The sequence below is a fragment of the Ochrobactrum sp. XJ1 genome (assembly GCF_024701725.1).
Classification (GTDB): Bacteria; Pseudomonadota; Alphaproteobacteria; order Rhizobiales; family Rhizobiaceae; genus Brucella; species Brucella anthropi.
On the sequence record NZ_VDGD01000001.1, the window covers coordinates 409,124 to 434,633 of the forward strand.

Consider the following 25,510-nt stretch of genomic DNA (forward strand, 5'->3'; position numbering starts at 1 on the left):
CCGAATAAGTTAAGCAGAATAACGCCGGTGCAGTTCATGCGCCGGCGTTGCACTATAGAGAGACGAATGGAAGTCCTTGCAGCCATGCGGAAACGAGTTTTGCAACCCGCAAGAGCAGGGCGCAGCTGGTTATGGTTCTCGGTTTTCGTCGCAGTTCTGGTTTTGCTGCCGGTTTTCGCCCTTGCATTGGAAGCCATACAAGGCTCAGTCGGACTATGGACGCATCTATTTACCACCAACCTGCCAACGGCTTTTCTTGAAACAGTCATCTTGCTTACCGGCGTTGGCATTATCGCTGCCGTCCTCGGAACGTCGATGGCATGGCTGGTCACGGCTTATGATTTTCGCGGTCGAGGCGTGCTGGAATGGGCGCTTCTGCTGCCATTGGCTGTCCCGACATATATTATCGCTTATGCCTATCTCGATATCCTGCATCCCATTGGTCCGGTGCAAGGTGCTGTTCGCTTCGTACTAGGATATGAAAGCCCGCGTCAGTTTCGATTGCCCGACGTCCGCTCGATGACCGGGTGTATCATTCTGCTAGGCTTCGTTCTCTATCCCTATGTCTATATTCCTACACGAGCCATGTTTCTCACCCAATCCGCCAGCCTCATCGAAGCAGCGAGAACTCTGGGGGTAAGCCGCAAGGGCATCTTCTGGCGGGTTGCATTGCCACTTGCCCGGCCTGCCGTGGCGGTCGGTGTCAGTCTGGCCTTGATGGAAACATTGAACGATGTGGGGGCTGCCGAGTTCCTGGGCGTTCGCACATTGACCGTTTCGATTTATACGACCTGGATAACGCGTTCCGATCTGCCTGGTGCAGCCCAACTTGCACTCGCTCTTCTGTTTCTGGTTGTTGCTCTCGTTTCAATCGAGCGCTGGGCACGGCGCAAGCAGCGCTTTGCTTCCAATATCCGCCATTCGCGTGGCTTCGAGCCGTTGAAAGTCAGACGAGGGCAAGCGATCTGGTTGTTCTGTCTCTGCTCACTGCCGGTAGTTATCGGATTCGTACTGCCGGCAATCTATCTGGTCGTGGAGGCCATAAAACGTATTCGTTTTGCAGGTGTGTCCCCGCGATTGCTCGGAGAAGCTTTTAATACCGTTGCTCTGGCTTCGATCGCGACTGCGCTGGTGCTCATATGCGGAATGTTTGTCGCATATGCCGTCCGACTTTTTCCGGGTTCAATTTCGCGCTGGTCTTATCGCTTTTCGACGATGGGATATGCGGCGCCGGGCACTGTAATCGCCATCGGTATTCTGGTGGTCGCCGGCGGCTTTGATCATCTCTTCAATCAGTTCACATTGCATTTCTTCGGATATTCCGCCGGATTGGTACTGATCGGAACGGGTGCAGCGGTCATTTATGCCTATGTGGTCCGATTTCTCGCCATTTCTGCAGGTGGTATTGATTCCGGATTAGAACGCATACCCTTGTCGCTGGATCATGCATCGCGCACATTAGGGCGCGGTGTGACACAAACATTCTGTGCAGTTCATCTGCCACTATCCAGAACAGCCATTGTGGCGGCAGGTTTGCTCGTATTCGTAGACTGTGTGAAAGAATTACCAGCAACACTTTTGCTGCGCCCACTTAATGTCGAAACTTTTGCAACGCATCTTTATGGTGAGGCTGCGCGCGGGACTTATGAGGAAGCGTCCATTGCGGCGCTTGCCATCGTGGTAGTCGGAATTTTGCCCGTGATATTGCTTGCTCGTGTCGGACGGCGTTTTGGCAAGCGTACTTGATCCACTCTTGCAACGTCAGCTTATGTGGGCCGATATATATCATAGTTCAGAAATGCTTAAATAGTTATTGGTACTTTTGTTCAGGGAACAAAGCACAGTCTGAATGATGCTTCTGGTTGTATTTTTATATGGTGGCACTTCAGGCGGGCGCAGGGGGCGGTATGTTTAAAGTCCTGGAATGCGTAACAGTACAGCACGATCAGCCTTTCGTGGTTTTGGCTGCATCCATCTCATTTGCAAGCATGTTTGCTTTCTTTCTGTTGCTCGTCCGCGCGCGGGAATGCACGGAAAGCCGCCGTGACAATTGGCTGGCGATAAGCGCGCTCGCGGGTGGATTGGGCGTGTGGGCAACCCATTTCGTGGCGATGCTTGCATATCGTGGCACCGTGGCAATCGAGTTCGATTTTACGATCACGGTTCTTTCAGCGGCAATTGCCGTACTTGGCTTTTGGCTGAGTGTGCGCTTCCTGAATGGTAAGGCGTTCAAATACGTTTTGATCGCAGCCATTTCAGCAACCCTATCGATTGCCGCAATGCATTTCACTGGTATGAGTGCAATCAGAGCAGCTGCAGATGTTCACTATGACCTTCCACCGATCCTGATTGGCAGTATAATATCGATCCTGCTTTTGCTGGCTGCTTTCTGGTTTGTGATGAACGCTGCCGGCTGGATGCGCGTTTTGCTACCGACCGTTGGGGGGATTCTTGCTGTTTGCACGCTCCACTTTACTGCAGTTGCGTCGACCGAGCTGGTTCCAAACCCGACCCTTCCTGCTGCTGATCCGCTGGGCATAGGGCGTCTCTGGCTGATCGGTGCAATTGCCGCTGTTGTCAGTATAGTAGCGCTGACAACGATTATTGCAGTATTTGTAGATCGTTACATGACGGACTTGAAGGGATTTGCGAACGCTACCCTGGACGGACTGGCCGTCGTTCGTGATGGTGGAATAGTCGAGATGAACGCTCGGTTTTCCGATCTCATGCGAAGCAGTGAAAAGGCGCTTGTCGGTGTTGCGCCGGATACTCTGTTGCTGGCGGCTGATGGGCTCCCCGTCTGTGCTTCTCGCCCGGAAGCAATCGAGGCCGCACCCAGATTTCCAAATGATGAGCGCATCTTTGAACTCGCGGTTCATACGATTGAGTATCAGGGACGCCCTTGCGAAGTTCTGGCTGTCCGTGATCTTACCGAAAAGCGCACGGCCCAGCGTCAGATCGAGCATATGGCGCGGCATGATACACTCACGGATTTACCTAACCGAATGTTCTTTGAAGAGCGTCTCGCAAACGCAGTGGCACGCCGCAGCCGAGAGCCTTTTGCTGTACTCGCGCTTGATCTGGACCGGTTCAAAGCAGTGAACGATATTTTCGGCCATGCCGAAGGTGATCGGGTATTGAAGACGGTTTCCAGCATTCTGAAGCGATCCATAAACGGTATAGACACGGCAGCACGTATTGGCGGCGACGAGTTTATCATTCTGCAGGTCGGGGTTCCGCAGCCCAAGGGTGCACGGAAACTGTCCGAAAAGATTCTGGATACCTTCCGGTCGGAACTGAATACAGTGCTCGATCCGACTGCTGTCGGTGTCAGCATTGGCGTTGCCGTATACCCGAATGACGGCAAGGATGCAGAAGCCATCCGACATGCGGCAGACATTGCGCTTTATCGGGCGAAGACAGAAGGACGGGGTACGGTTGCATTCTACTCGCCGGAAATGGACCGTGAAATAAGAGAGCGCCGCCAGATGGAGGCTGATTTGCGCCACGCCATGGTTCGCGGTCAGATCAGTATTGCCTATCAGCCATTGTTCGCAACAGCAGATGGTAGTTGTACCGGCTATGAAGCACTGGTTCGTTGGAACCATCCGGAACGTGGCCAGATACCACCGGAGGTTTTTGTTCCTATCGCTGAGGAAACGGGGGTAATTGTCCCACTCGGTGAGTGGGTTCTGCGTGAAGCCTGCCGCACTGCCGCCGGATGGGAGAAGCATTTAACTATCGCTGTAAACCTCTCCCCAGTACAGTTCCGTTTGGTCAATCTGCCGGACACGGTCAGTTCGGTTCTCCTAGAAACGGGTCTGGATCCCACGAGATTGGAGCTGGAGGTAACGGAAGCCGCATTAATGAAGGACCGATTGACGACACTCGAACTGTTGCGTCGCATGAAGAAGCTGGGTGTCCGTATCGTGATGGATGATTTCGGCACTGGCTATTCGTCGCTCAGTAACCTTCAAAGTTTCCCATTCGACAAGATCAAGATCGACCGCAGTTTCATCACCAGCATGGAAACGGATGTTAGTGCGAGAGCCATTGTACGAGCCATCGTCGGGTTGGGTCGTAGTCTTGATCTCCCGGTGGTGGCCGAGGGTATAGAAACCTTTGACCAGCATCGCATGGTGATCGAAGAGGGTTGCGAACAGGTTCAAGGCTTTCTTTTCGGACGTCCGGCCAATGCGCCAGCGTCAGCGGATCCGTCTTCGCGGCTTCCTAGCAAAAAGGGCGGTGGGCAAGTAAAGACTACCTAATAAACTGCAACCTTGTGAATAACTTTGAGGCTTCGGTGTTGCCGGAGCCTCTTTGCTGTGCCGAATTGTTACAAAGCTGTTATTTGATGCGATTGTGAATGAAATTCCATAGTGAAATATTCAGGGGGCGGAACCACAAATTTCTCAATCGCTGGAAGGGGTTGCGCCACATCCAATGCAGTCGAACACTGCGAATAGCGTAGTGTTTTCAACACGATATTTCGCGTGATCGCAATAATAAGTGAATTTATCCGAAGGAGCTTTCCGTGCTTGTAACACGTTACGGCCACAAAGCGAAAGCTGAATAGGACGAACAGTAACAGTACTAGTGATCGTAAAGACAAATCCCGTAACGGGGTCCTCGATACGCATCTTGGTTAAGTGGATGATGGAAACGATGCTTACTTCGCAACAATGGCTTCCGGTCGAGTTGCTCAATATCGGGCTGGCCGCTGCCCTTTTCTTCGCCTGCCTTGTTCACTCACTGTGGAAGGCTGTCTTCGATGAGCTCAACCCGGTATTCTGGCGCCGCACGGCTGCTCTGCTCTGGGCTGGTATCTTTATTGTCGCGCTGAGCGGCGGGATTGAAAGCTTCAACTGGCCACAAGCCATTGGATGGCTTCTCGTTCTTGGCGGTGTTGTTGCGACTGTGACACGTACCGGTATGAGCTATTATCGCCAATATTGCGCACATACATCGCGCGGTGTTCATTCGGGCCGCACCCGGCTTTCTGGACGGTGATCGCCATGTTTGCAAAGACTGTTGAAATGCCTTTGCGGCTTCACCGCCCACATAGCTTGCGCTCGTTCTTTATCCGCGCTTTTGCTGCTGCACGATCCCGTAAATATTCGTAGAGCGTGCACCCGATCGGCAGTAACCAAGAATGGGGCCCTCAGCTTCATCCAGCGCTGCTGCCATCGCATCCACATCTTCTTGCGTCAATTGTCCGCCTACAACCGGGATGTAGTAAGTTGCAAGCCCGGCTTTTTCGGCGACACGTGCAATTTCGCTGAACTCGGGTTGTTCAGGGCCGCCTTCGCCGTCTGGCCGATTGCAAATGATTGTGCGAAATCCCTCCGCTGCAATATCGCGTACGTCGTCGGGCTCGATCTGGCCCGAGACTGAATAATTGTCGTCTACCTGGCGAATATCCATATTTTCCTCACTTGCCGCTCAAATCGCGACGGCTTGTCCGGTGGCAACTTACATTAAAGTTGTTTTCATGCCACATGAAACTGCTGGGAGAACGGATGCGATGACAGGGGAGCGATTAAGGTGACGATCCACAAGGTTAGCCAGAGCGCTGTACGTATCGCGCATCGTGTGTCGAGCTTTCATGAAAGCACCCGAATGGTCCCGGAAGAAGTGCCCGTGGCGGTCAGCTATAACGGTTCAACCCAAGCCGTAATGATGGCTACACCGGATAATCTTGAGGACTTCGCGATCGGTTTCACGCTCACCGAGAATATCGTTGACCATATTTCCGAGATAGAAGCGGTTGATGTCGTAGCCTTTGAAAAGGGTATAGACCTACAGATCAGACTGTCCGAACGCCCCGAGCAGAGGCTTGCCGCGCGACGCAGGTTTATGGCTGGTCCCGTTGGGTGTGGTCTCTGTGGTATAGATTCAATCGACCATGCGTTGCGGTCGCTTGAGGCTTTGGAACAAGGTGATAGGAAATTCTCTTCCAACGATATTTCAATGGCTGTCGTGTCTCTCACGAAAGAGCAGCAACTGAATGCTGAGACCCATGCAGTTCATGCGGCGGGGTTCTATGTGCCAGGCGAGGGGCTTATTGCTGTACGTGAGGACGTGGGGCGTCACAACGCATTGGATAAGCTCGTCGGAGCTGTCTCGCGTATTGGTACTGCACCGGGAAATGGGATCGTCGCGATTACCAGCCGTGTTTCGGTCGAAATGGTGCAGAAAGCAGTTATGTTCGGTGCGCCAGTTCTGGCCGCAATCTCTGCGCCGACAGCTCTTGCCATTCGAACGGCGGAAGATGCCAACCTAACGCTTGTTGCACTGGTGCGAGGTGTTGAATTCGACGTTTATGCCCATGGAGAGCGTATCGCAGGAGAATGACCGGCCTTTTCGCAAAGGCCGGTCGAAGCATCATTATGCAAGGGCGGCAATACGGCTGCGTTCGCTAACGACCTGCAACACCGCATTGGCTGCTTCCACGCCCTTCACCTTGAAGTGGGCATGGAAAAATTCATGATGTTCCTTGCTTTCATGGAAATGATGCGGTGTCAGAACAACGCTGAGCACCGGAACTTCGGTCTCTAGGCCGACTTGCATCATGCCGTTGATGACAGCAGTTGCCACGAAATCATGTCGATAGATGCCGCCATCCACGACGAACGCAGCGCCGACAATGGCAGCATACTGGCCGGTTTTGGCCAGAGTCTTGGCGTGGAGAGGAATTTCATAGGCACCTGGAACGTCGAAGATTTCGACTTCTATATTTGTGCCAGCCTTTGCGGACAGTTCCGCGATAAAGCTCTTGCGAGCTTCGTCGACAATATCGGCGTGCCAACGGGCCTGAATGAATGCGATCTTGAAGGAAGTCTTGTTCGGATAGCTCTGGTTCATAGGTTCCACACGAAACTAGAATCAGGGCGCACAAAAGAACGCATTGATTGTGCCCAAGGGCGCAATCCTAACGCTCATTCGCTCTCTTCCATCCGGACTTTAACCGTCGGCTCCGGCATCTCACCGGATCTGCTGACCCTGAACGGAAGCCGAATCGGCATCTTTCAGGCGCTCGCGGGCTCGAAACTTTTGCTTCATACCGCCGGTGGGGAGTTTCACCCCGCCCCGAGAACAAGCCCGCACACCATTGTGCGAGCGGCGTGAAATTAGGGTTTCGTCGCGGGCTTGTCCAGTAAAATAAGGGAAATTTTATACTGCCGGCATTTCAGGTCGATGAGGGGGATTTTAGAGTGCTGGTTTGATGGGAGGCGCCATGTAAAACGCTGCCCTTGAGGTGGTAATGCTTTAATTTCTAAGCGTTTTTCAGGGCGCCGGCTCTACCTGAAGTTTTAATCGATTGAATTTTACGCGTTTTATCTATCGGAAGATATTGACACCCTGGCAGGGTTTGGGCCTATCCTATGTTCACATCTTGTCTTGTGGATATTTAGCATCCTTAAAAGACAACGTTGTCAATTGGGCTTAAGCGGCGTATGAGTGGGATGGAGGATTTCAGGAAAAGCGTCGTGAGGGATGGCCGGGCACAGGTGAAAGCGGAAGCTTTCGCATCGTATTGCGGCAGTGAGTAGGAGAAACTGGTTGTGTGGTGCAGCTGGTTTCGGGTCTGTGCCGAAGAGGCGCGGATGGGAATGACGAGACGGATTACTGCGCTGAAGCAAAGGCTTAGCCAGATATCCGATAGTTTTAGTTTCGTTTGTTTCTACGGGAGGTAGACATGCATAAACTTTTGAAGCTCGCCGCGATGGGTACAGCCGCCTGTGCTTTGCTCGCCGGAATGGCCCCTGTTGCCAGTGCGCAGGACAAGCAGAACGTTGAAGTTCTGCATTGGTGGACTGCTGGCGGTGAAGCCGCCGCGCTCGACGTTCTCAAGAAGGATCTCGAAAAGAAGGGCATTAGCTGGACCGATATGCCGGTTGCCGGTGGCGGTGGTACGGAAGCCATGACAGTACTGCGCGCGCGCGTCACAGCTGGCAATGCTCCGACGGCAGTGCAGATGCTCGGCTTCGACATCCGCGATTGGGCAGAGCAGGGTGCTCTTGGTAATCTTGATGAGATCGCAAACAAGGAAGGTTGGGAAAAGGTCATTCCGGCTCCTCTGCAGGAGTTTGCCAAGTATGACGGCCACTGGATCGCTGCTCCTGTCAATGTTCACTCCACCAACTGGATGTGGATCAACAAGGCAGCGCTCGACAAGGCTGGCGGCAAGGAGCCTACCAACTGGGATGAACTGATCGCTCTCCTCGATAAGTTCAAGGAACAGGGCATCACCCCGATCGCTCATGGCGGCCAGCCATGGCAGGACGCAACGATATTTGATGCTGTAGTGCTTTCTTTCGGTACAGATTTCTACAAGAAGGCCTTCATCGATCTGGATCCAGAAACGCTCGGCAGCGATACGATGAAGCAGGCTTTCGATCGTATGACGAAACTGCGCTCCTATGTTGACGATAACTTCTCCGGTCGCGACTGGAACTTGGCTTCAGCTATGGTCATTGAAGGCAAAGCCGGCCTTCAGTTCATGGGCGACTGGGCGAAGGGTGAGTTTGTCAAGGCTGGCAAGAAGCCGGGCGAAGACTTCGTTTGCATGCGCTATCCGGGCACCCAGGGCGCTATCACATTCAACTCCGATATGTTTGCCATGTTCAAAGTCTCGGAAGACAAGGTTCCTGCACAGCTTGAAATGGCATCGGCGATTGAAAGTCCGACTTTCCAGTCGGCATTCAACGTAGTGAAGGGCTCCGCTCCGGCTCGTACCGATGTGCCTGATACCGACTTCGATGCTTGCGGCAAGAAGGCTATCGCTGACGAAAAGGAAGCGAGTGAAAAAGGCACGATGCTGGGCTCCATGGCGCATGGTTACGCTAACCCTGCTGCGGTGAAGAATGCGATCTATGACGTCGTAACACGCCAGTTCAACGGTCAGCTTTCCTCGGAAGATGCCGTCAAAGAACTCGTGTCGGCTGTTGAAGGTGCGAAATAACAGCAAAGAGGCGTCCGGCCCTTTCCGGACGCCTTCTATCTCAGGTGCTTTGGATATTGGTAGAGCATCTGAAAGTACTGGCATCAGTGGCCAGAAATCAAAACAACAATTGCATGATGAAGGCCTGCATGTTTCCATCGGAAATTGCAGCAGACTGAATTTATTGGGTGCATTCGGTCGCGCATAATGCAGAAGCGCTGGAATGCCGATCAAACAGATGTCCGGAACGTGCGCCTGATGTTTGGCGTATGTCCGGGTGGCGTAAACAAGGTGACGCAGAGATGCAGCGTAACAACCGATTACAAGAACTGGTGCCAAAGCTGGTTCTGGGGCCGAGCTTTCTGATAGTGCTCGTGTTTGTCTATGGTTTTATCATCTATACGGGCGTTCTTTCGCTAACCAATAGCCGAATGCTGCCGTCATATGGCTTCGTCGGACTTACGAATTACACCAAGTTGTGGGCCTTGCCTCATTGGTGGCGTGCGATCACCAATCTGGCGATCTTTGCATCGCTCTACATCATTATCTGTTCGGTCATCGGGCTGTTCCTTGCGATCCTTCTTGACCAGAAGATCCGCGGTGAAGGCGTTCTACGTCCGATCTATCTTTATCCGATGGCGTTATCTTTCATCGTCACTGGAACGGCATGGAAGTGGTTTCTCGATCCAGGTATCGGTCTGGAAAACACAATGCATTTATGGGGTTGGGAGAGTTTCTCCTTCAACTGGATCAAGAGCAATACAATGGCAATCTACTGTCTGGTGATTGCTGCTGTGTGGCAATCCTCCGGATTTGTGATGGCGATGTTCCTAGCAGGATTGCGCGGCGTGGATAATGAAATCATCAAAGCGGCGCAGATTGACGGAGCATCATCCGGTACGATCTATCGCCGCATCATTATCCCGTTGATGCGTCCGGTTTTCCTGTCAGCTTTCGTGGTTCTCGCTCATCTGGCAATCAAGGCATACGATCTTGTTATTGCGCTGACCGGTGGCGGTCCGGGGCAGGCCACCGAATTACCTGCGACTTTCATGTATTCCTATACGTTCACACGGAACCAGATGGGTATCGGTGCATCGTCGGCGATTATCATGCTGGCGATGATCTTCTCGATTATCATTCCTTATCTGTATTCTGAAATTCGCGGAGGGTCTCGGTCATGAGCGCCCAGTCGCAAGACAATGCCATCAACAGCGGAAAGCTGACGCGAGCGCTGATCTACACTGCGCTACTGCTCTTTGCATTCTATTATCTGCTGCCGCTCTATGTGATGCTGGTCAACTCCTTCAAACCCCTTGAAGAAATCCGTCAGGGCGGGATGTTGAACCTCCCGCAGCAATGGACCATCGAACCATGGTTATCTGCATGGTCGACCGCACAGATCGGAGTTCAGCCTACCGGGTTGAAGCCGTTCTTCATCAACTCGATCCTGATGGTGGTTCCAGCCGTTGCGATCTCGACTATTGTCGGCGCCTTGAACGGTTACGTTCTGACCAAATGGCAATTCCGCGGGTCGAACATCTTTTTCGGCTTATTGCTGTTGTCGTGCTTCATTCCGTTCCAGATCGTACTCATTCCGATGGCGCGTGTTCTTGGTTTTCTGGGGATTGCGGGCACGATTTGGGGACTGATCCTCGTGCATGTGGTTTACGGTATCGGTTTCACGACGCTCTATTTCCGCAACTATTATGAAGCCTTCCCGACAGAATTGGTGCGGGCGGCGCAGATCGACGGAGCGAGCTTCTTCCAGATATTCTGGCGTATTTTGCTACCGTCTTCAGGACCGATCATCGTTGTGTCGGTGATCTGGCAGTTCACGAACATCTGGAACGACTTTCTGTTTGGTGCCTCCTTCTCGGGTGCAAATTCCACACCGATGACGGTTGCACTCAACAATCTGGTTTCCTCCTCCACCGGCGTTAAGGAATACAATGTCCATTTCGCAGCTGCCATCCTGGCAGCTCTGCCGACGCTGATCGTCTATATCGTTTCCGGTCGCTATTTCGTACGTGGCCTGATGTCCGGTGCCGTAAAGGGATAAGTTGCAATGTCTTTTCTGAAAATATCTGATCTCTACAAATCCTACGGCAATGTTTCGGTTTTGAAGGATATCAATATCGAGATTGATGAAGGCGGTTTCCTCGTTCTCGTGGGCCCGTCTGGCTGCGGCAAGTCAACATTGTTGAATACTATCGCCGGGCTTGAGCCGATCACATCGGGTGACATAGCCATCAATGGCAAGTCGGTGTCCGGCCTGCATCCATCCCAGCGCGATATTGCGATGGTCTTCCAGTCTTATGCGCTTTATCCGAATATGACGGTTGCCGGGAATATCGCTTTCGGCATGGAAATTCGTAAGGTTCCGAAGGCTGAGCGCGATAAGGCTATTCAGGAAGTTGCCGATATCCTGCAGATCGGCCATCTGCTGGATCGCAAACCAAGCCAGCTTTCAGGCGGCCAACGTCAGCGTGTGGCCATGGGGCGTGCTCTGGTGCGTAATCCGCAGGTATTCCTGTTCGATGAACCACTTTCCAACCTCGATGCCAAGCTGCGTGTCGACATGCGCACCGAGATTAAACGGCTGCACAGCCGGATGAAAACTACGATCGTTTATGTGACGCACGATCAGATCGAGGCAATGACGCTGGCAACTAAGATCGCCGTTCTCAAGGATGGAATCTTGCAGCAATTCGGAACGCCAGCCGAAATCTACAATAATCCGTCCAATATGTTCGTTGCTGACTTCATGGGATCGCCAGCAATGAACCTGCTAACTGCTCGGGTCGAAAAGAACGGTTCGGGCTATGCCATCAATCTCGGACGTGGTGAAGGTGAACCGTTGAAGCTGCCATTGAAGGCGGCGCCCCAAGGACTAGGCGCTTATGAAGGCCAGGATATTGTCTTCGGTATTCGCCCTGAAGCACTCACAGATCCGGATGGAGCTGATCGCAATGCAAATGCGATAGTGGAAGGGGATTGCCTGATCGATGTTGTCGAGCCCGCAGGCTCGGATACGTTTGCTGTTACGCGATTGGGCGGCAAGCACGTTGTGGCACGACTGCGCGCAGATGCCCGCATCGCTGCGGGACAACCGGCCACGTTGGCCTTCAACCTGGACAAGTCGGTCTTCTTTGACCCGAACAGTCAGGGTCGAATTCTCTGACTGTGAGGCACATAGTGCAATCTTTGCCAACACTGCGGAGACTGTATGAAACGAAAAGAGCGCTTCCATTTTATTGGAAACGCTCTTTTTCATGTCTGCCTGGAGGGCAAAAAACTTTGTTTAGGGGCACGCTTTAATGCAGGAAATCAAGCCCAAGAAGGCCGACTGCAAGCGCAGTGTTCAGTGAAATGATCATCATTCCGTAGATGATGGCGGTTCTTGTAATATCGTTCATTTCCTACCTCCTTGAACCGGAGCGGCCCCCCACCCGGTTCGAAGCCTCGTGAAACTGTAACGAAATGTAACAAGCTGTTACGGGAAGCGCAACCCTGTTTTACGCAAATGTGAACGGTTGAAATCTGGCGTGAGAAATTCAGTGACTTTTGTCGGCAGAGAGCCAGTTAGGCCCAAAACCGCGATAAATTACTGATTTTATCGCATATTCACCGCAATGTGACGCTGCTCTGACTAGCAATAATCAGTGTGGCGCTACATAGGATTGTCAGCTCTTAAATATCCGTCATTTCGGAATATTACCGTGAATCGCATCATTCCTCTCGTACTGGCCATAGCCCTATTCATGGAGCAAATGGATTCGAACGTCATCTCGACGTCGCTTCCTGCTATCGCTGCTGACATCGGTACAAGCCCTATTGCGCTCAAGCTGGCGCTGACTGCTTACCTTGTTGCGCTCGCAGTTTTTATTCCCGTCAGCGGCTGGATGGCCGATCGCTTCGGGGCCAAGAATGTCTTCCGGGCTGCAATTGCGGTATTCGTGGTTGGTTCTGTAGCCTGCGCTGCATCGAATTCACTGACTGCTTTCGTCGTTGCGCGGTTTTTGCAGGGTATGGGCGGTGCGATGATGACACCGGTTGGCCGTCTCGTACTTATCCGTTCGACTCCGCGCAGTGAACTTGTGTCAGCCATGGCGTGGCTTACGATTCCAGCAATGGTCGGGCCGCTGGTAGGTCCACCAGTCGGTGGTTTCATCACGACTTTTCTGACTTGGCATTGGATTTTCCTGATTAATGTACCGATCGGTTTCGTCGGTATCTGGTTTGCAACGCGGTTTCTGCCGGACACAGACGAGCGCATCGTAAAGCGCCTTGATTGGACGGGCTTCTTTCTTTCCGGGATCGCAATGTCGGGTGTTGTCTTCGGATTGTCGGTCGTCAGCCTGCCAGCCTTGCCGCCTGCGGTGGGTTTTACAACCCTTGCAATCGGTATTGTCTGCACGGTTCTCTATCTTCGGCATGCGAGGAGAACCGATGATCCGCTGCTGAACCTGAAACTTTTCGATAATCAGGTATTTCGTTCCGCAGTCATCGGCGGCAGCATTTTCCGGTTCGGGATCGGGGCTATTCCATTCCTGCTGCCATTGATGTTTCAGCTTGGCTTTGGTCTCACACCGTTTCAGTCGGGTATGATGACTTTCGTTTCGGCGATCGGTGCGATCAGCATGAAATTCGGTGCAAAGCGTATCTTTGTTCGCGTTGGTTTCCGGCGCGCCTTGATGGCAGGGTCCTTGATTTCGGCCTGCTTCATTGCCGTCAACGGCCTGTTCACACCGACAACACCTTACTGGATCATCATCGGCTTTTTGCTGGTGGGGGGCTTTGCGCGTTCGTTGTTTTTCACTGGTGTCAATGCGCTTGCTTTCGCCGAAATCCCCGATGAAAAGACCAGTCAGGCGACGCCCATCACGGCAGTGGCGCAGCAGGTTTCCATTGCTATCGGTGTGGCACTGGCAGGTGGTATTCTGGAAATCAGTACGTCGTTACGCGGAGCCCATCTCGAATTGGTGGACTTCCACATCGGCTTCTTTGTGGTTGCTGCCGTTTCCGCTCTGGCTTTTCTCTGGTTTGCGCGGCTCGCACCTGATGCAGGCAAGGAACTGTCTGCGCCAACAGTCGTGAAACATCACGGTAAGGAGCCCGCAGCCATCGAAGCCGCGAGCACCTCAGCCGGAAAATAAGCTTCAACCTTTGAAATCGCGGGCGAGTAGATAAAGCTCGACCGATTCCGCGCGTGATGCAGGTGGTTTGACATGATGCACAGAGCGGAACTTCTGCTTCAGCAGAGCTAGTAGTTCATTTTCCGTGCCACCCTGGAATGTCTTGGTGAGAAAATGCCCGCCCGGCTTCAAAACCGAAATGGCAAAATCAGCGGCGACTTCACACAGATGCACGGTACGCAGATGATCAGTCCTGCGGTGGCCAGTCGTCGGGGCAGCCATGTCGGAAATGACTAAATCGGGCTTGTCACCGAGCGCATCCATCAGTTTTTGTGGCGCCTCATCATCGAGAAAATCCATTTCCAGCAAGACAACGCCGGGCAGGGGGTCGACGTGAAGGTAGTCGATGCCAACGACGTTCGGATTCTCGTCGGTTGAACCGACAATCTTGGCCGCGATCTGCGACCAGCCGCCAGGCGCAGCGCCGAGATCGATGATCTTTTGACCCTTTTTGAGCAGATCATAACGATCATTGATTTCAATGAGCTTGTAGGCTGCGCGCGAACGATATCCGTCCTGCCTGGATTTGTGCACATAGGGGTCGTTCAAATGGCGCTGCAGCCAGCGGCGTGACGATTCCTTGATCGTGCCTGCCTTTTTCTTCACACGTACCTGCAGATTGCTGGAGCCCGCGCCACCGCGACCACCAGTTTTTACTCCACCCTTGTTTCCGCCTGCCTTGCTCATTTTCAGTGCCTGTTTCTAGCGCCTGTCGCGCGATTGTGTCGCCATGCGCCGTCGCGCGACATCAGTTCGGTCAAAATGCCTTCACGCAAACCACGATCGGCAACAAGTAGTTTTTCGCTGGGCCATACTTTGCGTATCGCATCGAGAATAGCACAGCCTGCCAATACCAGATCGGCGCGATCTGCGCCAATACACGGGTTGGCTACACGAGCGTCAAAATCCCACGACAGAAGACGGTTGGTCATTTGCGTCACATCGTCGGCACCCATCCACATGCCATCGACTCGGCGCCGATCATAGCGGTCGAGGCCGAGATGAATTCCAGCGAGCGTGGTTACGGTTCCAGATGTACCCAGCAGGTGGAAACGTGGACTGGCAGTCAGATTTCCGAGACACTGCCGCTCGGCAAATTGCGCAAGCAGATCGGTCACATGCGAAACCATGGAATCGAAACTTTCCTGCGTGACATTGCGTCCGCCGAAACGTTCTGCCAGCGTCACGACGCCGACAGGAAGAGACGTCCAGGCCATGATATGCTCTGCCAGACGAGGAGAACGGCGACGGGAAACATCAATCAACGCGATTTCAGAGGAACCGCCACCAATATCGAACAACACGACAGCATCCGTTTCGCGGGTAACCAGTGTACCGCAGCCTGAGACAGCGAGCCGGGCTTCCGTCTGCCGGTCTACGATCTCCAGTTCAAGTCCGGTTTCCGCCAGAACCCGTGCCAAAAATGCTTCGCCATTCGAAGCCGAACGGCAGGCTTCGGTGGCTATCAGTCGCGAACGTCTGATTTTCTTGCCTGCAAGTTTGTCACGGCAAACCTTCAGTGCTTCAACGGCACGATCCATCGCATTTTCGCTAAGCTGGCCAGTGGCACTCAAGCCTTCTCCCAATCGTACGATGCGTGAAAATGCATCCACAACGCGGAATTGGCCAGGCCGCGTCGGCGACGCAACCAGCAGGCGGCAATTATTTGTGCCAAGATCCAAAGCCGCATAAAGTGGAGCGTCGCCCTTTTCGTGATGCGCGCCATTAGCAGCGCGGGGCATCTGGCCATTGCCGCCCTTACGCTTGTTCGGCGTCGATGCATGTTGGCTTTCCGCGCGCGCGACATTATGCGTAGACTTCAACGCAGCTTCAGCTACCAGCGGCGTCTGCGCACCCTGTTGTCGTGACTGCTTCTTTTTACGAGCGCGGCGGCGGCGATTCGAGATTTTTCCGGAAGATCGCTGTTGGTTGTTTGCTGCTTCTGCAGCCTCGGGCTTTTGCGCAGAAGCTTCAACAGCCGGCACAGACTTACCGCGCCGACGCCGACGTGCGCGTTTACGCTGGCTCTGCGAATTCGTGCCTTCGGTCTCGTCCTGTGGCTTTGAGCGTCCTGAATCGGATGCACTACGGGCATTGCCGATATCTGTAACGGCTTTCTTGCGCGGTCTGCGCTTGCCGTTATCGGACGGATTCCGGGCCTGCGAATTGCCCGATTGTCCGCCGGACGCCCCTTGATGCACCATTTCGGCGGTGCGCTCGTCGGGGTTCTTCAAGGTTTTTGTCCTTATGGCGCCGCGCGAACCTGTCAGGACGCAAGCAAGGCGCTTCAATTTCTACGTTGTGCATAATGTAACAGTGGTTTTCTGTTTTACCAAGGGGCAGGCTGTCGAGAGCCGCCGGAAAATTTTGAATGCACGTATGAAATTTGAGCCAACGGCGCGCCCGAGGGCTTTCGCTGGTGGCGAAAGCCCTTAAGGAGACGATATGTCTGCAGGTTAGATGTCGTAAGTATGGGCTGCGTTGATTGTCGCAACGAATTGTTTTGTGCGCTCACGCGCAGGCCGCGTGAAAACCTCGTGTGCGGAGCCCGTTTCAACGATGTTGCCCGACTCGAGAAAGACGACGTTCTTTGCAATTTTGGAAGCGAGTCGCAGGTCGTGTGTCGCGATCACCATGGTGGTGCCTTCCTTTGCAAGTTTGCTCAGAACATCAACGACTTCGGAGGCGAGTTCGGGGTCAAGGGCCGAGGTGGGCTCATCGCATAACAGAACACGCGGGGATGGTGCCAATGCACGTGCAATCGCGATACGCTGTTGCTGGCCACCAGAGAGCGTTGAAGGCCAAGCATCCGCTTTATGCGCCATCCCTACCTTTGTGAGCAATTCCATCGCACGTTCTTTTGCCTTGTCCTTCGGCCATTTCAGAACCGTAACGAGGCCTTCCATCACATTCTGGATCGCGGTCTGGTGAGGAAAGAGCTGGAAGTTCTGAAACACCATGCCTGTCTGGCGGCGGATTGATTGGATTGCCTGCCAGCTCGGCTTACGGTCAGGCTCAAAGCTGAGGCTCTGGCCACCCAGAACCAGAGTGCCCGACGTCGGAATCTCCAGCAGGTTTATGCAACGCAGCAACGTGCTTTTGCCTCCGCCGGATGGACCGACTAGTGCTGTTACTGTGCCCTCGGCAATCGCAACGTTGATATCATTAAGGATCACAGCGTCGTCAAAGCGCTTTACGATATGTTGCAGCTCGATCATGCGTTTGTCTCCAGTGTGCCGCCATAACGTCCGAAGCGTTTTTCAAGGCGCACTTGCAGCGCTGAGAGTACGGAACTCATCACGAGATAGATCAAGGCTGCTTCGATATAGAGGATGAGAGGTTCGTAAGTGGTCGCGACGATACGTTGCGCGGACTGGAAAAGCTCCGGCACGGTGATGGCGGCTGCAAGCGACGTGTCCTTCACCAAAGAAATGAAGGAATTGGAGAGCGGAGGCACTGCAGTCCGGGTTGCCTGTGGCAGAATGGTGCGGGCAAGTGCCTGACGCCAGCTCATACCAATGGAATATGCGGCTTCCCATTGACCTTTCGGAACGGCAGATATGACCGCCCGGATAATCTCCGAACTATAAGCACCAACGCTGAGAGAGAAACCAATTACGGCCGCTGGAAATGCATCGAGATAGATGCCGGCGCTTGGCAGGCCGTAAAAAATTACGAACAACTGCACGAGCAGGGGGGTACCGCGGAATATCCAGACATAAAAGCGTGCGATAGATGAAAGCCAAAGCGGAGCGAACAACCGCACGAGCGCAGTCAGGAGCCCCAATGTCAGGCCGAATGCAAAGGACAGAAGGGTGAGGGGAATAGTGAAGATCAAGCCAGCCCACAAAAGAGTCGGCAGGGATTCCACCATCAGTTGAAGCCAATCGGGCACGGTTTTCGGCTCCTCAATAATGTATAAAGTCAGACTGAAATGAACTTGCGCTGATAAACCTGCGCGTCCTTATCTTATACAGCCTGACATTCATGTCTTGGGAATAGTTTTTCACAATCACAATAAAACGAAGCCGGAAGGAGCTTCCGGCTTCGTCTTGTAAACCAGGAAAACGCTTACTTGGAAACGTCCTGACCGAAATATTTCTGTGAAATTTTGTCGTAGGTGCCGTCGGCTTTAATTTCGTCGAGAGCCTTGTTGATTGCCGTTACGAGATCATCGTCGCCCTTGCGGACGATGATGCCCGACGCGTCGGCATTTTCTTTCTCGGCCACAACCTTGACCGGAGCCTTCGGCTGGTGCTTTTTGAAGTCGAGAAAAGACAGGCTGTCATTGAGGGTCGCATCCGCACGGCCTGTCAGAACAAGCTGGATCGACTGGTCGAAACCATCTGTGGCTACGAGTTCAGCGCCGGCTTCCTTCGCGAGCTTGCCGTAATTGCTGGTGAGCGACTGTGCTGACTTCTTGCCCTTAAGGTCAGCAAAATCCTTGATCGTATCGTCCTTGTCGTTGACGATCAGAACGACCTTGGAAACGATATAGGGGTTGGAGAAGTTGAACTTCTTCTGACGCTCTTCGGTAATGCCTACCTGGTTGATAACGGCATCATAGCGTTTGGAATCAAGCCCAGCGATGAGCCCGTCCCATTTGCCTTCAACGAATTCCGGCTTTACGCCGAGCTTGGCAGCCACGGCTTCACCGATTTCCACGTCGAAGCCGACGAGCTTGTTGTCCTTGTCGTGATAGGTGAACGGCGCGTAGGTGCCTTCAGTGCCGATCTTTAAAACGCCCGCCGACTTTATGGCGTCGAGATTTTCTCCGGCCATAGCGCCAGTGAAAAGAGCTGCCTGAATGATGCCTGCGGTAGCGATGATCTGAGCGAATTTCATTTTCGGTATCCGTGAACTGGTTGAGGTTCTATTGATCGCAGAAATTTAATTCTAAAGATGCGTCCAAAACGACCATTACGCAGTAATTATTAGGATTGGTTACTAATTATTTGAATAATTTGAGTGAATAATTCTAACACCCTTCAGTCCGGATCGGAAGGGTGGAGAAAGCATTCACCCGCCCTCAGTCACTATGAGATGACTTTAAGCAATCGATGCCGGTTGAACGCAAAGCGCCGCCAGAATTTCAGCTGGCGGCGCTTTGCGTGTCGGTGGGCAGGCCAACTACTAGGGTTTGCCGTAACCGCCACCGGTTGGTGTGATGACGGTGAAGGCTTCACCTGCTTCCAGAACGGTCTGGTCGCAGTTGCCGAGCACTTCGATGGAGCCGTCCTTTCGCCGTACTTCATTGCGACCGGTTTGACCGGCTTCGCCGCCTTCAAGGCCGAAGGGCGCTACGCGGCGATGTCCTGAGAGAATGGCGAAATCGAGCGTCTTAAGTGCACGGATCGTGCGCTTGGTGCCGTCGCCAGCGTGCCACTTGCCCTTGCCGCCCGATCCATGCCGAATGTGGAAATCTTCCAGCAACACCGGGAAGCGTGTTTCCAGAATCTCCGGATCGGTGAGGCGGGAATTGGTCATATGTGTATGCACGGCATCTGCACCGTTGAAACCCGGACCGGCGGGGGCACCAGAACAGATGGTTTCGTAATACTGATATTCATCATTGCCGAAGGTCAGATTATTCATAGTGCCTTGCGCTGCGGCCATGGCCTTGGTCGCGCCAAACAGGCAGTTGGTGACAGCCTGACTGACTTCGACATTGCCCGCCACCACGGCTGCCGGATAGCGCGGTGAAAGCATCGAACCTTGCGGAACGATGATCTTGATCGGGCGCAGGCAGCCCGCATTCATCGGAATGTCGCCTTCGACCAGCACACGGAAGACATAGAGCACAGCGGCACGTGTCACCGGTTCCGGCGCATTAAAATTATCCGGGCGCTGTTCCGACGTGCCGGTGAAATCAACCGTCGCTTCGCGCTTTTCTTTGTCGATCGTGACGCGCACCTCAATTTGGCAGCCCTGATCCATCTCATAGGTGAAATGGCCGTCCGGCAGCTTGTCGAGCACACGGCGCACGCTTTCGGCGGCATTGTCCTGAACATGGCCCATATAGGCTTTCACAACATCCTCGCCGAAAAGACCGATCATCTTTTTCAGCTCGGCGACGCCCTTTTCGTTGGCGGCGATCTGCGCCTTCAAGTCGTTGACGTTCTGCGTCAGGTTGCGGACGGGGTAGGTCGCACCCGTCAGCAGAGCGGCGAGCGCTTCCTCGCGGAAGGTGCCGCGATCAACCAGCTTGAAATTGTCGATATAGACGCCTTCCTGCTCGATATTGACCGCAAGCGGCGACATGGAACCCGGCGCGATGCCGCCAATATCCGCGTGATGGCCACGGCTAGCGACCCAGAAGCGGATTTCGCGATTGTCGTCATCGAAAACCGGCGTGCATACTGTAAGATCGGGCAGATGCGTGCCGCCATTATAAGGCGCGTTGATGAGGAACACATCGCCCGGCTTGATGTCGCTGTTTTCGCGGATGGCGGTGGCGACGGATGCATCCATGGAACCCAGATGCACCGGCATATGCGGCGCATTGGCGACGAGATTGCCTGCCGCGTCGAAAACTGCGCAGGAAAAGTCGAGACGTTCCTTGATGTTCACCGAATAGGCGGTGTTTTGAAGCGTCACGCCCATCTGCTCGGCTATGGACATGAAGAGATTGTTGAAAATCTCCAGCATGACCGGATCGGCTTCGGTGCCGATGGCCGTGCGGGCGGGCAGCGCCTTGATGCGCGTCAGCACCACATGGTCATGCGCGGTCAGGCGAGCCTGCCAGCCATCTTCGATGACGATGGTCTGGTTTTTCTCGATGATGATTGCCGGGCCGGTGACGGTCTGGCCGCGCTGCATCTGCTCACGCAAGACGACGCCCGCATCGTGCAACGTGCCTTGCGAGAAGAAGCTGGTCCGTTTGGCGGTTGCCGCTTCCAGATCGCTGTCGAGCGACTGGGCGCTTTCGGTCTCGCCAGCACCTCCGCCAACGGCTTCAACTTCCACTGCGTCGATAACGAGAGCCTTGTTTTCCGCAATGAAGCCGAAACGGCGCTTATGGGCGGCCTCGAACTCGGCGCGAAGACGGTCGGCATTATCCTGTGCCGGGAAGGCGGCTTCAATGGAGAGCACCGTGTCGGTGCCCGCATAGCGGATGTGGGCGCGCAGATGACGCTGCACGGCTTTAGCCTCTATGCCCTGGGCCAGAAGTTCAACGACGCATTCCTGCGCCAGTTCTTCGCCGAGTTCTTTCAAGGCTGAAGGCGCTGCTGAATCGAGCGCGACGCCAAGCGCCTTTTGGCGCGTGGCGCGAATATCGGCCAGGCCCATGCCATAGGCGGATAGCAGGCCGGACATGGGATGGAGAAGAATATTCTTCATGCCAAGCGCATCGGCCACGAGACAGGCATGTTGTCCGCCCGCGCCACCAAAGCAGTTGAGCGCATAGCGCGTCACATCATAGCCGCGCTGGACGGAAATTTTCTTGATGGCCTCGACCATATTGGCAACCGCAATGCGGATGAAACCATCGGCAACCGCTTCCGGCGAACGACCATCGCCGATTTCAGTTGCCAGCGCGGCGAAGCGTTCCCGCACCCGCTCCACATCAAGTGTCTGGTTCTGGTCGGGGCCAAAGATTGCCGGGAAAAATTCCGGTAGAAGCTTGCCCAGCATGACATTGGCATCGGTGACGGCGAGCGGTCCGCCATTGCGATAGCAGGCCGGACCGGGATTGGCGCCTGCCGAATCCGGTCCGACACGGAAACGTCCGGCGTCGTAATGCAGGATCGAACCGCCACCTGCGGCAACCGTGTGGATCAGCATCATCGGCGCGCGCACGCGCACACCGGCAACTTCCGTTTCAAAAGCGCGTTCATATTCGCCGTCGAAATGCGCGACATCCGTGGAGGTGCCGCCCATGTCAAAGCCGATGACATTCGGGAAACCAGCCGTTTCGCCGGTCCGGGCGAGGCCGACGACGCCGCCTGCCGGGCCGGAGAGGATTGCATCCTTGCCCTGAAACAGATCGGCTGCGGTGAGGCCGCCTGACGACATCATGAACATGACGCGTGCGCCGGTGCGCTCGACATCCAGCTCGTTGGAGACCTGCGCAACATAGCGGCGAAGAACCGGCGACAGATAGGCATCGACGACAGTGGTGTCGCCACGCCCGACCAGCTTGATCAGCGGCGAAACTTCATGGCTGACGGAGACCTGTTCAAAGTCGAGACTGCGCGCAATGCGAGCAATTTCAGCCTCATGTGCAGGGAACTTATAAGCATGCATGAGCGCGATGGCGACGGATTTGTAGCCCTGTTCCTTCAGTGCAGCCAGTACGGCTTCCGCCTCGGCGGGATCGAGCGCCGTTTCAACCGTGCCGTCTGCCTGAACGCGTTCGTTCAGCTCGACCACCTTTTCGTAAAGCGCTTCCGGCTTGATGATTTCAGTCGCAAAGATGTTCTTGCGTTCCTGATAGCCAATGCGCAGCGCATCGCGAAACCCCCTGGTGGTGACAAGGGCCAGCCGCTCGCCCTTGCGCTCGAGAAGCGCATTGGTCGCGACCGTCGTTCCCATGCGAACTTCGCCGATGATACCGGCGGGAACCGCTTCGCCGGTCCTGAGGCCAAGATGCAGGCGAATGCCGTGAACGGCGGCATCCTTATAGGCAGACGGATTTTCGGAGAGAACCTTGCGTGCATGGAGCTGGCCCTGCGGATCTCGCCCGATGATGTCCGTAAACGTACCGCCGCGGTCGATCCAGAAGTCCCATACTCCGCGTCCTGTTCCGCTCATTATCGGCTCCCTCACACAGCACTACTGGTGCATTTCGAAATCTTTTCAGGATTTCATAGTCCCACTTTATTGACAAAATGTCGATAAGATGGTGACATAAAATACACATAAATAAGGGAGCAGCAAGAATGGGGAAGAACAGGGACAGCGAAGAAACTGTAACGGTGTCTTCCGAGACCCGGGAAGCAAGCTTCGATGAAGTCGCGTTGCCCAAGCATCTGCGCCCCGTCGCCTCAATAGGTCCCATTGTATCGTCTGCGCATCTTGCCGAAGGCGGTTCGCCAGGTATGTCCGAGGTTGAATATGGCCTCATTCTCGCATCGCACGCATTTTCGCGCTGGATGGTTCGCTGCATGGCTGCGGCTGGATTGCCGGGGCTTTCGCCCATCGAGGTGCTGATTCTCCATTCGATCCGCCATCGTGATCGCGAGAAGAAGCTTGCCGATATCTGCCTCGTTCTCGACATTGAAGACACGCATATTGCCACCTATGCCATCCGCAAGCTTGAAAATGCCGGTCTGTTGACGACCGGCAAGGCGGCGAAGGAAAAGACGGTGAAGATCACCGCCAAGGGCGCTGATGCCTGCGCGCGCTATGCGCAGATTCGCGAGCGCCTTTTGGTCGATTCCACTGCCAATGCACGCCCTTCGGAAGAAACGCTTTCGGAAGTGGCTGCGCTTTTGCGCTTCATGTCCGGTGCATTCAATCAGGCCACGCGGTCTGCCATCACACTGTAAAAGGGTTGGAAGTTTGAGCGGAACCGAGTTGAACGCACCAGTTTCAAAGCCTCTGCTGACTGTCGATGGCCTCAGTGTCGAATTTGGCGCGAGCCGTGTCGTTGACGATCTGAGTTTCTCGGTTCATCCGGGTCGCACGCTGGCCATGGTTGGAGAATCCGGTTCGGGCAAGTCCATCACGTCGCTTTCCATCATGCGGCTTGCCGATATGAGCGGCGCGAAATTCCCGTCTGGCCGCATTCTGTTTGGCGAACGTGATCTGCTGAAAGCCGATCAAAAGACGATGCGCGGCATTCGCGGCAAGGAGATCGCCATGATCTTCCAGGAGCCGATGACGTCGCTTAATCCCGTTTTCACCATCGGCAACCAGCTATCCGAAGTGCTGATGCTGCATGAGGGCATGACCCAGCAGGCGGCGCTTGCCGAGGGTAGGCGGCTTCTGGAAATGGTGCGGCTGCCGGATGCGGAAGGACTGCTGAAGCGCTATCCGCACCAGCTTTCTGGCGGGATGCGCCAGCGCGTCATGATCGCCATGGCGCTTGCCTGCCGCCCGAAGCTTTTGATCGCCGATGAGCCGACCACCGCACTCGATGTGACTATTCAGGCCCAGATACTGCACATTATCAGAGATTTGCAGCAAGAGCTTGAAATGGCGGTGATTTTCATCACACACGATATGGGCGTGGTGGCGGAAATGGCCGACGATGTCGTCGTCATGTGGAAGGGTAAGAAGGTCGAGGAAGGCCCGGTCGGGCAGATTTTCTCGAAACCGGAACATGCCTATACCAAGACGCTGCTGTCGGCAGTGCCGAAGCTTGGCAGCATGACGGGCGAAGCCTTTCCCAAGCGGATGCCGGTCATGACCATGCGTGACGGCATGCCTGTTTTGACGGGCGAGGAGCGCATTCAGGACACGGCGCGTTATGGCGACAAGCCGTTGCTTTCCGTAGACGATCTTTATGTGCGCTTTCCGATCAAGAAGAACCTGTTCGGGAAGGTCACGCATGTCTGCAACGCTGTGTCGAAGGTCGCATTCGATATCTATCCGGGCGAAACGCTGGCGCTGGTCGGTGAATCCGGTTCGGGAAAATCGACCATAGGGCGCACCATCCAGCAATTGCAGACGCCGCTTTCCGGCGATATTCGCTTCAACGGCAAGGCCTATTCGGCCATGAGTGCTGCCGAGCGATATGCCATGCGTCGCGAAGTGCAGTATATTTTCCAGGACCCGTTTGCATCGCTTGATCCGCGCAAGACGGTTGGCTTTTCCATTGCAGAACCGATCCGCACGCATGGCCTTCTCGACAATAGTAAGGCGATCAATGCGCGCGTGGCAGAATTGCTGGAGCGGGTTGGTCTCGGCCCGGAACATGCCAAGCGCTATCCGCACGAATTTTCCGGCGGTCAGCGCCAGCGCGTCTGCATTGCGCGTGCGCTTGCCTCCAAGCCGAAGCTCATCATTGCCGATGAAGCTCTGTCGGCGCTTGATGTTTCCATTCAGGCGCAGGTTATCAACCTGTTCATGGACCTCCAGAAAGAGCAGGATCTCGCTTATCTCTTCATCAGCCATGACATGGCGGTGGTCGAAAAGATGAGCCACCGCGTGGCCGTTCTCTATCTCGGCCAGATCATGGAACTCGGCTCGCGGCAGCAGGTTTTCGAAACGCCGTCGCATGACTACACGAAGCGGCTTCTCTCGGCGGTGCCGATTGCCGATCCCGCTGCGCGCACCAACCGGTCCGCACTGGAAGGTGAAATTCCAAGCACGACGCGCCGGATCGACGACAAGCCGCCGATCTATCGTCATCGCGAGATCGCAGCCGGACATTTCGTGGCCGAAACCGTCTGACGCATAAAGTTCAACAGAAACCCAAAGG

At 54.4% G+C, this 25,510-nt stretch carries 19 protein-coding genes and 1 riboswitch; of the genes, 11 read left to right on the forward strand and 8 right to left on the reverse strand.

The genetic code is table 11. From position 1 onward, the window contains the following. Window positions 1–66 precede the first annotated feature (66 nt). The 3 genes from FG152_RS01995 to FG152_RS02005 all read left to right on the forward strand — a co-directional run bounded on the left by FG152_RS01995 (window position 67) and on the right by FG152_RS02005 (window position 5,010). Window positions 67–1,746 (forward strand): ABC transporter permease, encoded by a 1,680-nt coding sequence (locus FG152_RS01995; protein ID WP_010659010.1) that lies wholly within the window; start codon window positions 67–69, stop codon window positions 1,744–1,746. Window positions 1,747–1,907: 161 nt separating this feature from the next. Next, window positions 1,908–4,268: a bifunctional diguanylate cyclase/phosphodiesterase gene (locus FG152_RS02000; RefSeq protein WP_036563555.1), complete on the forward strand. Its 2,361-nt coding sequence runs from the start codon at window positions 1,908–1,910 to the stop codon at window positions 4,266–4,268. A gap of 385 nt (window positions 4,269–4,653) precedes the next feature. Continuing rightward, window positions 4,654–5,010, forward strand: coding sequence for a hypothetical protein (locus FG152_RS02005; RefSeq protein ID WP_181152406.1), 357 nt, complete (start codon window positions 4,654–4,656; stop codon window positions 5,008–5,010). A 69-nt stretch (window positions 5,011–5,079) separates the two neighbouring features. Here the strand turns inward: FG152_RS02005 and FG152_RS02010 are convergent, their stop codons facing one another. Continuing rightward, window positions 5,080–5,424 carry a protein tyrosine phosphatase family protein gene (locus tag FG152_RS02010; protein ID WP_010659007.1) on the reverse strand — a complete coding sequence of 115 codons (345 nt, stop codon included), beginning with the start codon at window positions 5,422–5,424 and terminating at the stop codon, window positions 5,080–5,082. Between the two features lie 120 nt (window positions 5,425–5,544). On the opposite strand from FG152_RS02010, the gene fdhD reads away from it, so the two are divergent. After that, window positions 5,545–6,354 carry a formate dehydrogenase accessory sulfurtransferase FdhD gene (gene fdhD / locus FG152_RS02015; protein ID WP_010659006.1) on the forward strand — a complete coding sequence of 270 codons (810 nt, stop codon included), beginning with the start codon at window positions 5,545–5,547 and terminating at the stop codon, window positions 6,352–6,354. Between the two features lie 33 nt (window positions 6,355–6,387). Here the strand turns inward: fdhD and FG152_RS02020 are convergent, their stop codons facing one another. After that, window positions 6,388–6,864, reverse strand: coding sequence for a 6,7-dimethyl-8-ribityllumazine synthase (locus tag FG152_RS02020; protein ID WP_010659005.1), 477 nt, complete (start codon window positions 6,862–6,864; stop codon window positions 6,388–6,390). A gap of 76 nt (window positions 6,865–6,940) precedes the next feature. Then, window positions 6,941–7,101, reverse strand: a riboswitch (FMN riboswitch). Window positions 7,102–7,699: 598 nt separating this feature from the next. Between FG152_RS02020 and FG152_RS02025 the strand changes: the two genes are divergently transcribed. The 5 genes from FG152_RS02025 (at window position 7,700) to FG152_RS02045 (ending at window position 14,103) form a co-directional block, all read left to right on the forward strand. Next, window positions 7,700–8,965, forward strand: a complete 1,266-nt coding sequence (locus FG152_RS02025) for an ABC transporter substrate-binding protein (RefSeq protein WP_010659004.1) — start codon at window positions 7,700–7,702, stop codon at window positions 8,963–8,965. A 281-nt stretch (window positions 8,966–9,246) separates the two neighbouring features. Further along, a complete protein-coding gene (locus tag FG152_RS02030; RefSeq protein WP_010659003.1) occupies window positions 9,247–10,128 on the forward strand; it encodes a carbohydrate ABC transporter permease in 882 nt (293 codons plus the stop codon). Then, window positions 10,125–11,006 (forward strand): carbohydrate ABC transporter permease, encoded by an 882-nt coding sequence (locus FG152_RS02035; protein ID WP_010659002.1) that lies wholly within the window; start codon window positions 10,125–10,127, stop codon window positions 11,004–11,006. Before FG152_RS02030 ends, FG152_RS02035 begins: the two co-directional genes overlap by 4 nt. A gap of 6 nt (window positions 11,007–11,012) precedes the next feature. Continuing rightward, window positions 11,013–12,128: an ABC transporter ATP-binding protein gene (locus FG152_RS02040; RefSeq protein ID WP_010659001.1), complete on the forward strand. Its 1,116-nt coding sequence runs from the start codon at window positions 11,013–11,015 to the stop codon at window positions 12,126–12,128. A 538-nt stretch (window positions 12,129–12,666) separates the two neighbouring features. Further along, the gene (locus FG152_RS02045) at window positions 12,667–14,103 is read left to right on the forward strand and encodes a DHA2 family efflux MFS transporter permease subunit (protein ID WP_010658999.1); all 1,437 of its coding nucleotides are present in this window, start codon (window positions 12,667–12,669) and stop codon (window positions 14,101–14,103) included. Window positions 14,104–14,106: 3 nt separating this feature from the next. On the opposite strand, the gene FG152_RS02050 is transcribed toward FG152_RS02045, so the two are convergent. The 6 genes from FG152_RS02050 to FG152_RS02075 all read right to left on the reverse strand — a co-directional run bounded on the left by FG152_RS02050 (window position 14,107) and on the right by FG152_RS02075 (window position 22,896). Then, window positions 14,107–14,829, reverse strand: a complete 723-nt coding sequence (locus FG152_RS02050; RefSeq protein WP_010658998.1) for an RlmE family RNA methyltransferase — start codon at window positions 14,827–14,829, stop codon at window positions 14,107–14,109. Window positions 14,830–14,831: 2 nt separating this feature from the next. Further along, window positions 14,832–16,376 carry a Ppx/GppA phosphatase family protein gene (locus tag FG152_RS02055; RefSeq protein WP_029375988.1) on the reverse strand — a complete coding sequence of 515 codons (1,545 nt, stop codon included), beginning with the start codon at window positions 16,374–16,376 and terminating at the stop codon, window positions 14,832–14,834. Window positions 16,377–16,598: 222 nt separating this feature from the next. Next, the gene (locus tag FG152_RS02060) at window positions 16,599–17,360 is read right to left on the reverse strand and encodes an amino acid ABC transporter ATP-binding protein (protein ID WP_010658996.1); all 762 of its coding nucleotides are present in this window, start codon (window positions 17,358–17,360) and stop codon (window positions 16,599–16,601) included. Next, the gene (locus FG152_RS02065; protein ID WP_010658995.1) at window positions 17,357–18,037 is read right to left on the reverse strand and encodes an ABC transporter permease subunit; all 681 of its coding nucleotides are present in this window, start codon (window positions 18,035–18,037) and stop codon (window positions 17,357–17,359) included. The genes FG152_RS02060 and FG152_RS02065 overlap by 4 nt, the downstream gene beginning before the upstream one ends. A gap of 176 nt (window positions 18,038–18,213) precedes the next feature. After that, window positions 18,214–18,987: an amino acid ABC transporter substrate-binding protein gene (locus FG152_RS02070; RefSeq protein WP_010658994.1), complete on the reverse strand. Its 774-nt coding sequence runs from the start codon at window positions 18,985–18,987 to the stop codon at window positions 18,214–18,216. Window positions 18,988–19,275: 288 nt separating this feature from the next. Further along, window positions 19,276–22,896 carry a hydantoinase B/oxoprolinase family protein gene (locus FG152_RS02075; RefSeq protein ID WP_010658993.1) on the reverse strand — a complete coding sequence of 1,207 codons (3,621 nt, stop codon included), beginning with the start codon at window positions 22,894–22,896 and terminating at the stop codon, window positions 19,276–19,278. 128 nt (window positions 22,897–23,024) lie between these two features. Between FG152_RS02075 and FG152_RS02080 the strand changes: the two genes are divergently transcribed. Together FG152_RS02080 and FG152_RS02085 are read left to right on the forward strand one after the other, a co-directional pair. Beyond that, window positions 23,025–23,633, forward strand: coding sequence for a winged helix DNA-binding protein (locus FG152_RS02080; protein WP_010658992.1), 609 nt, complete (start codon window positions 23,025–23,027; stop codon window positions 23,631–23,633). 13 nt (window positions 23,634–23,646) lie between these two features. Then, window positions 23,647–25,482, forward strand: coding sequence for an ABC transporter ATP-binding protein (locus FG152_RS02085; protein ID WP_498985140.1), 1,836 nt, complete (start codon window positions 23,647–23,649; stop codon window positions 25,480–25,482). Window positions 25,483–25,510: the final 28 nt, after the last annotated feature.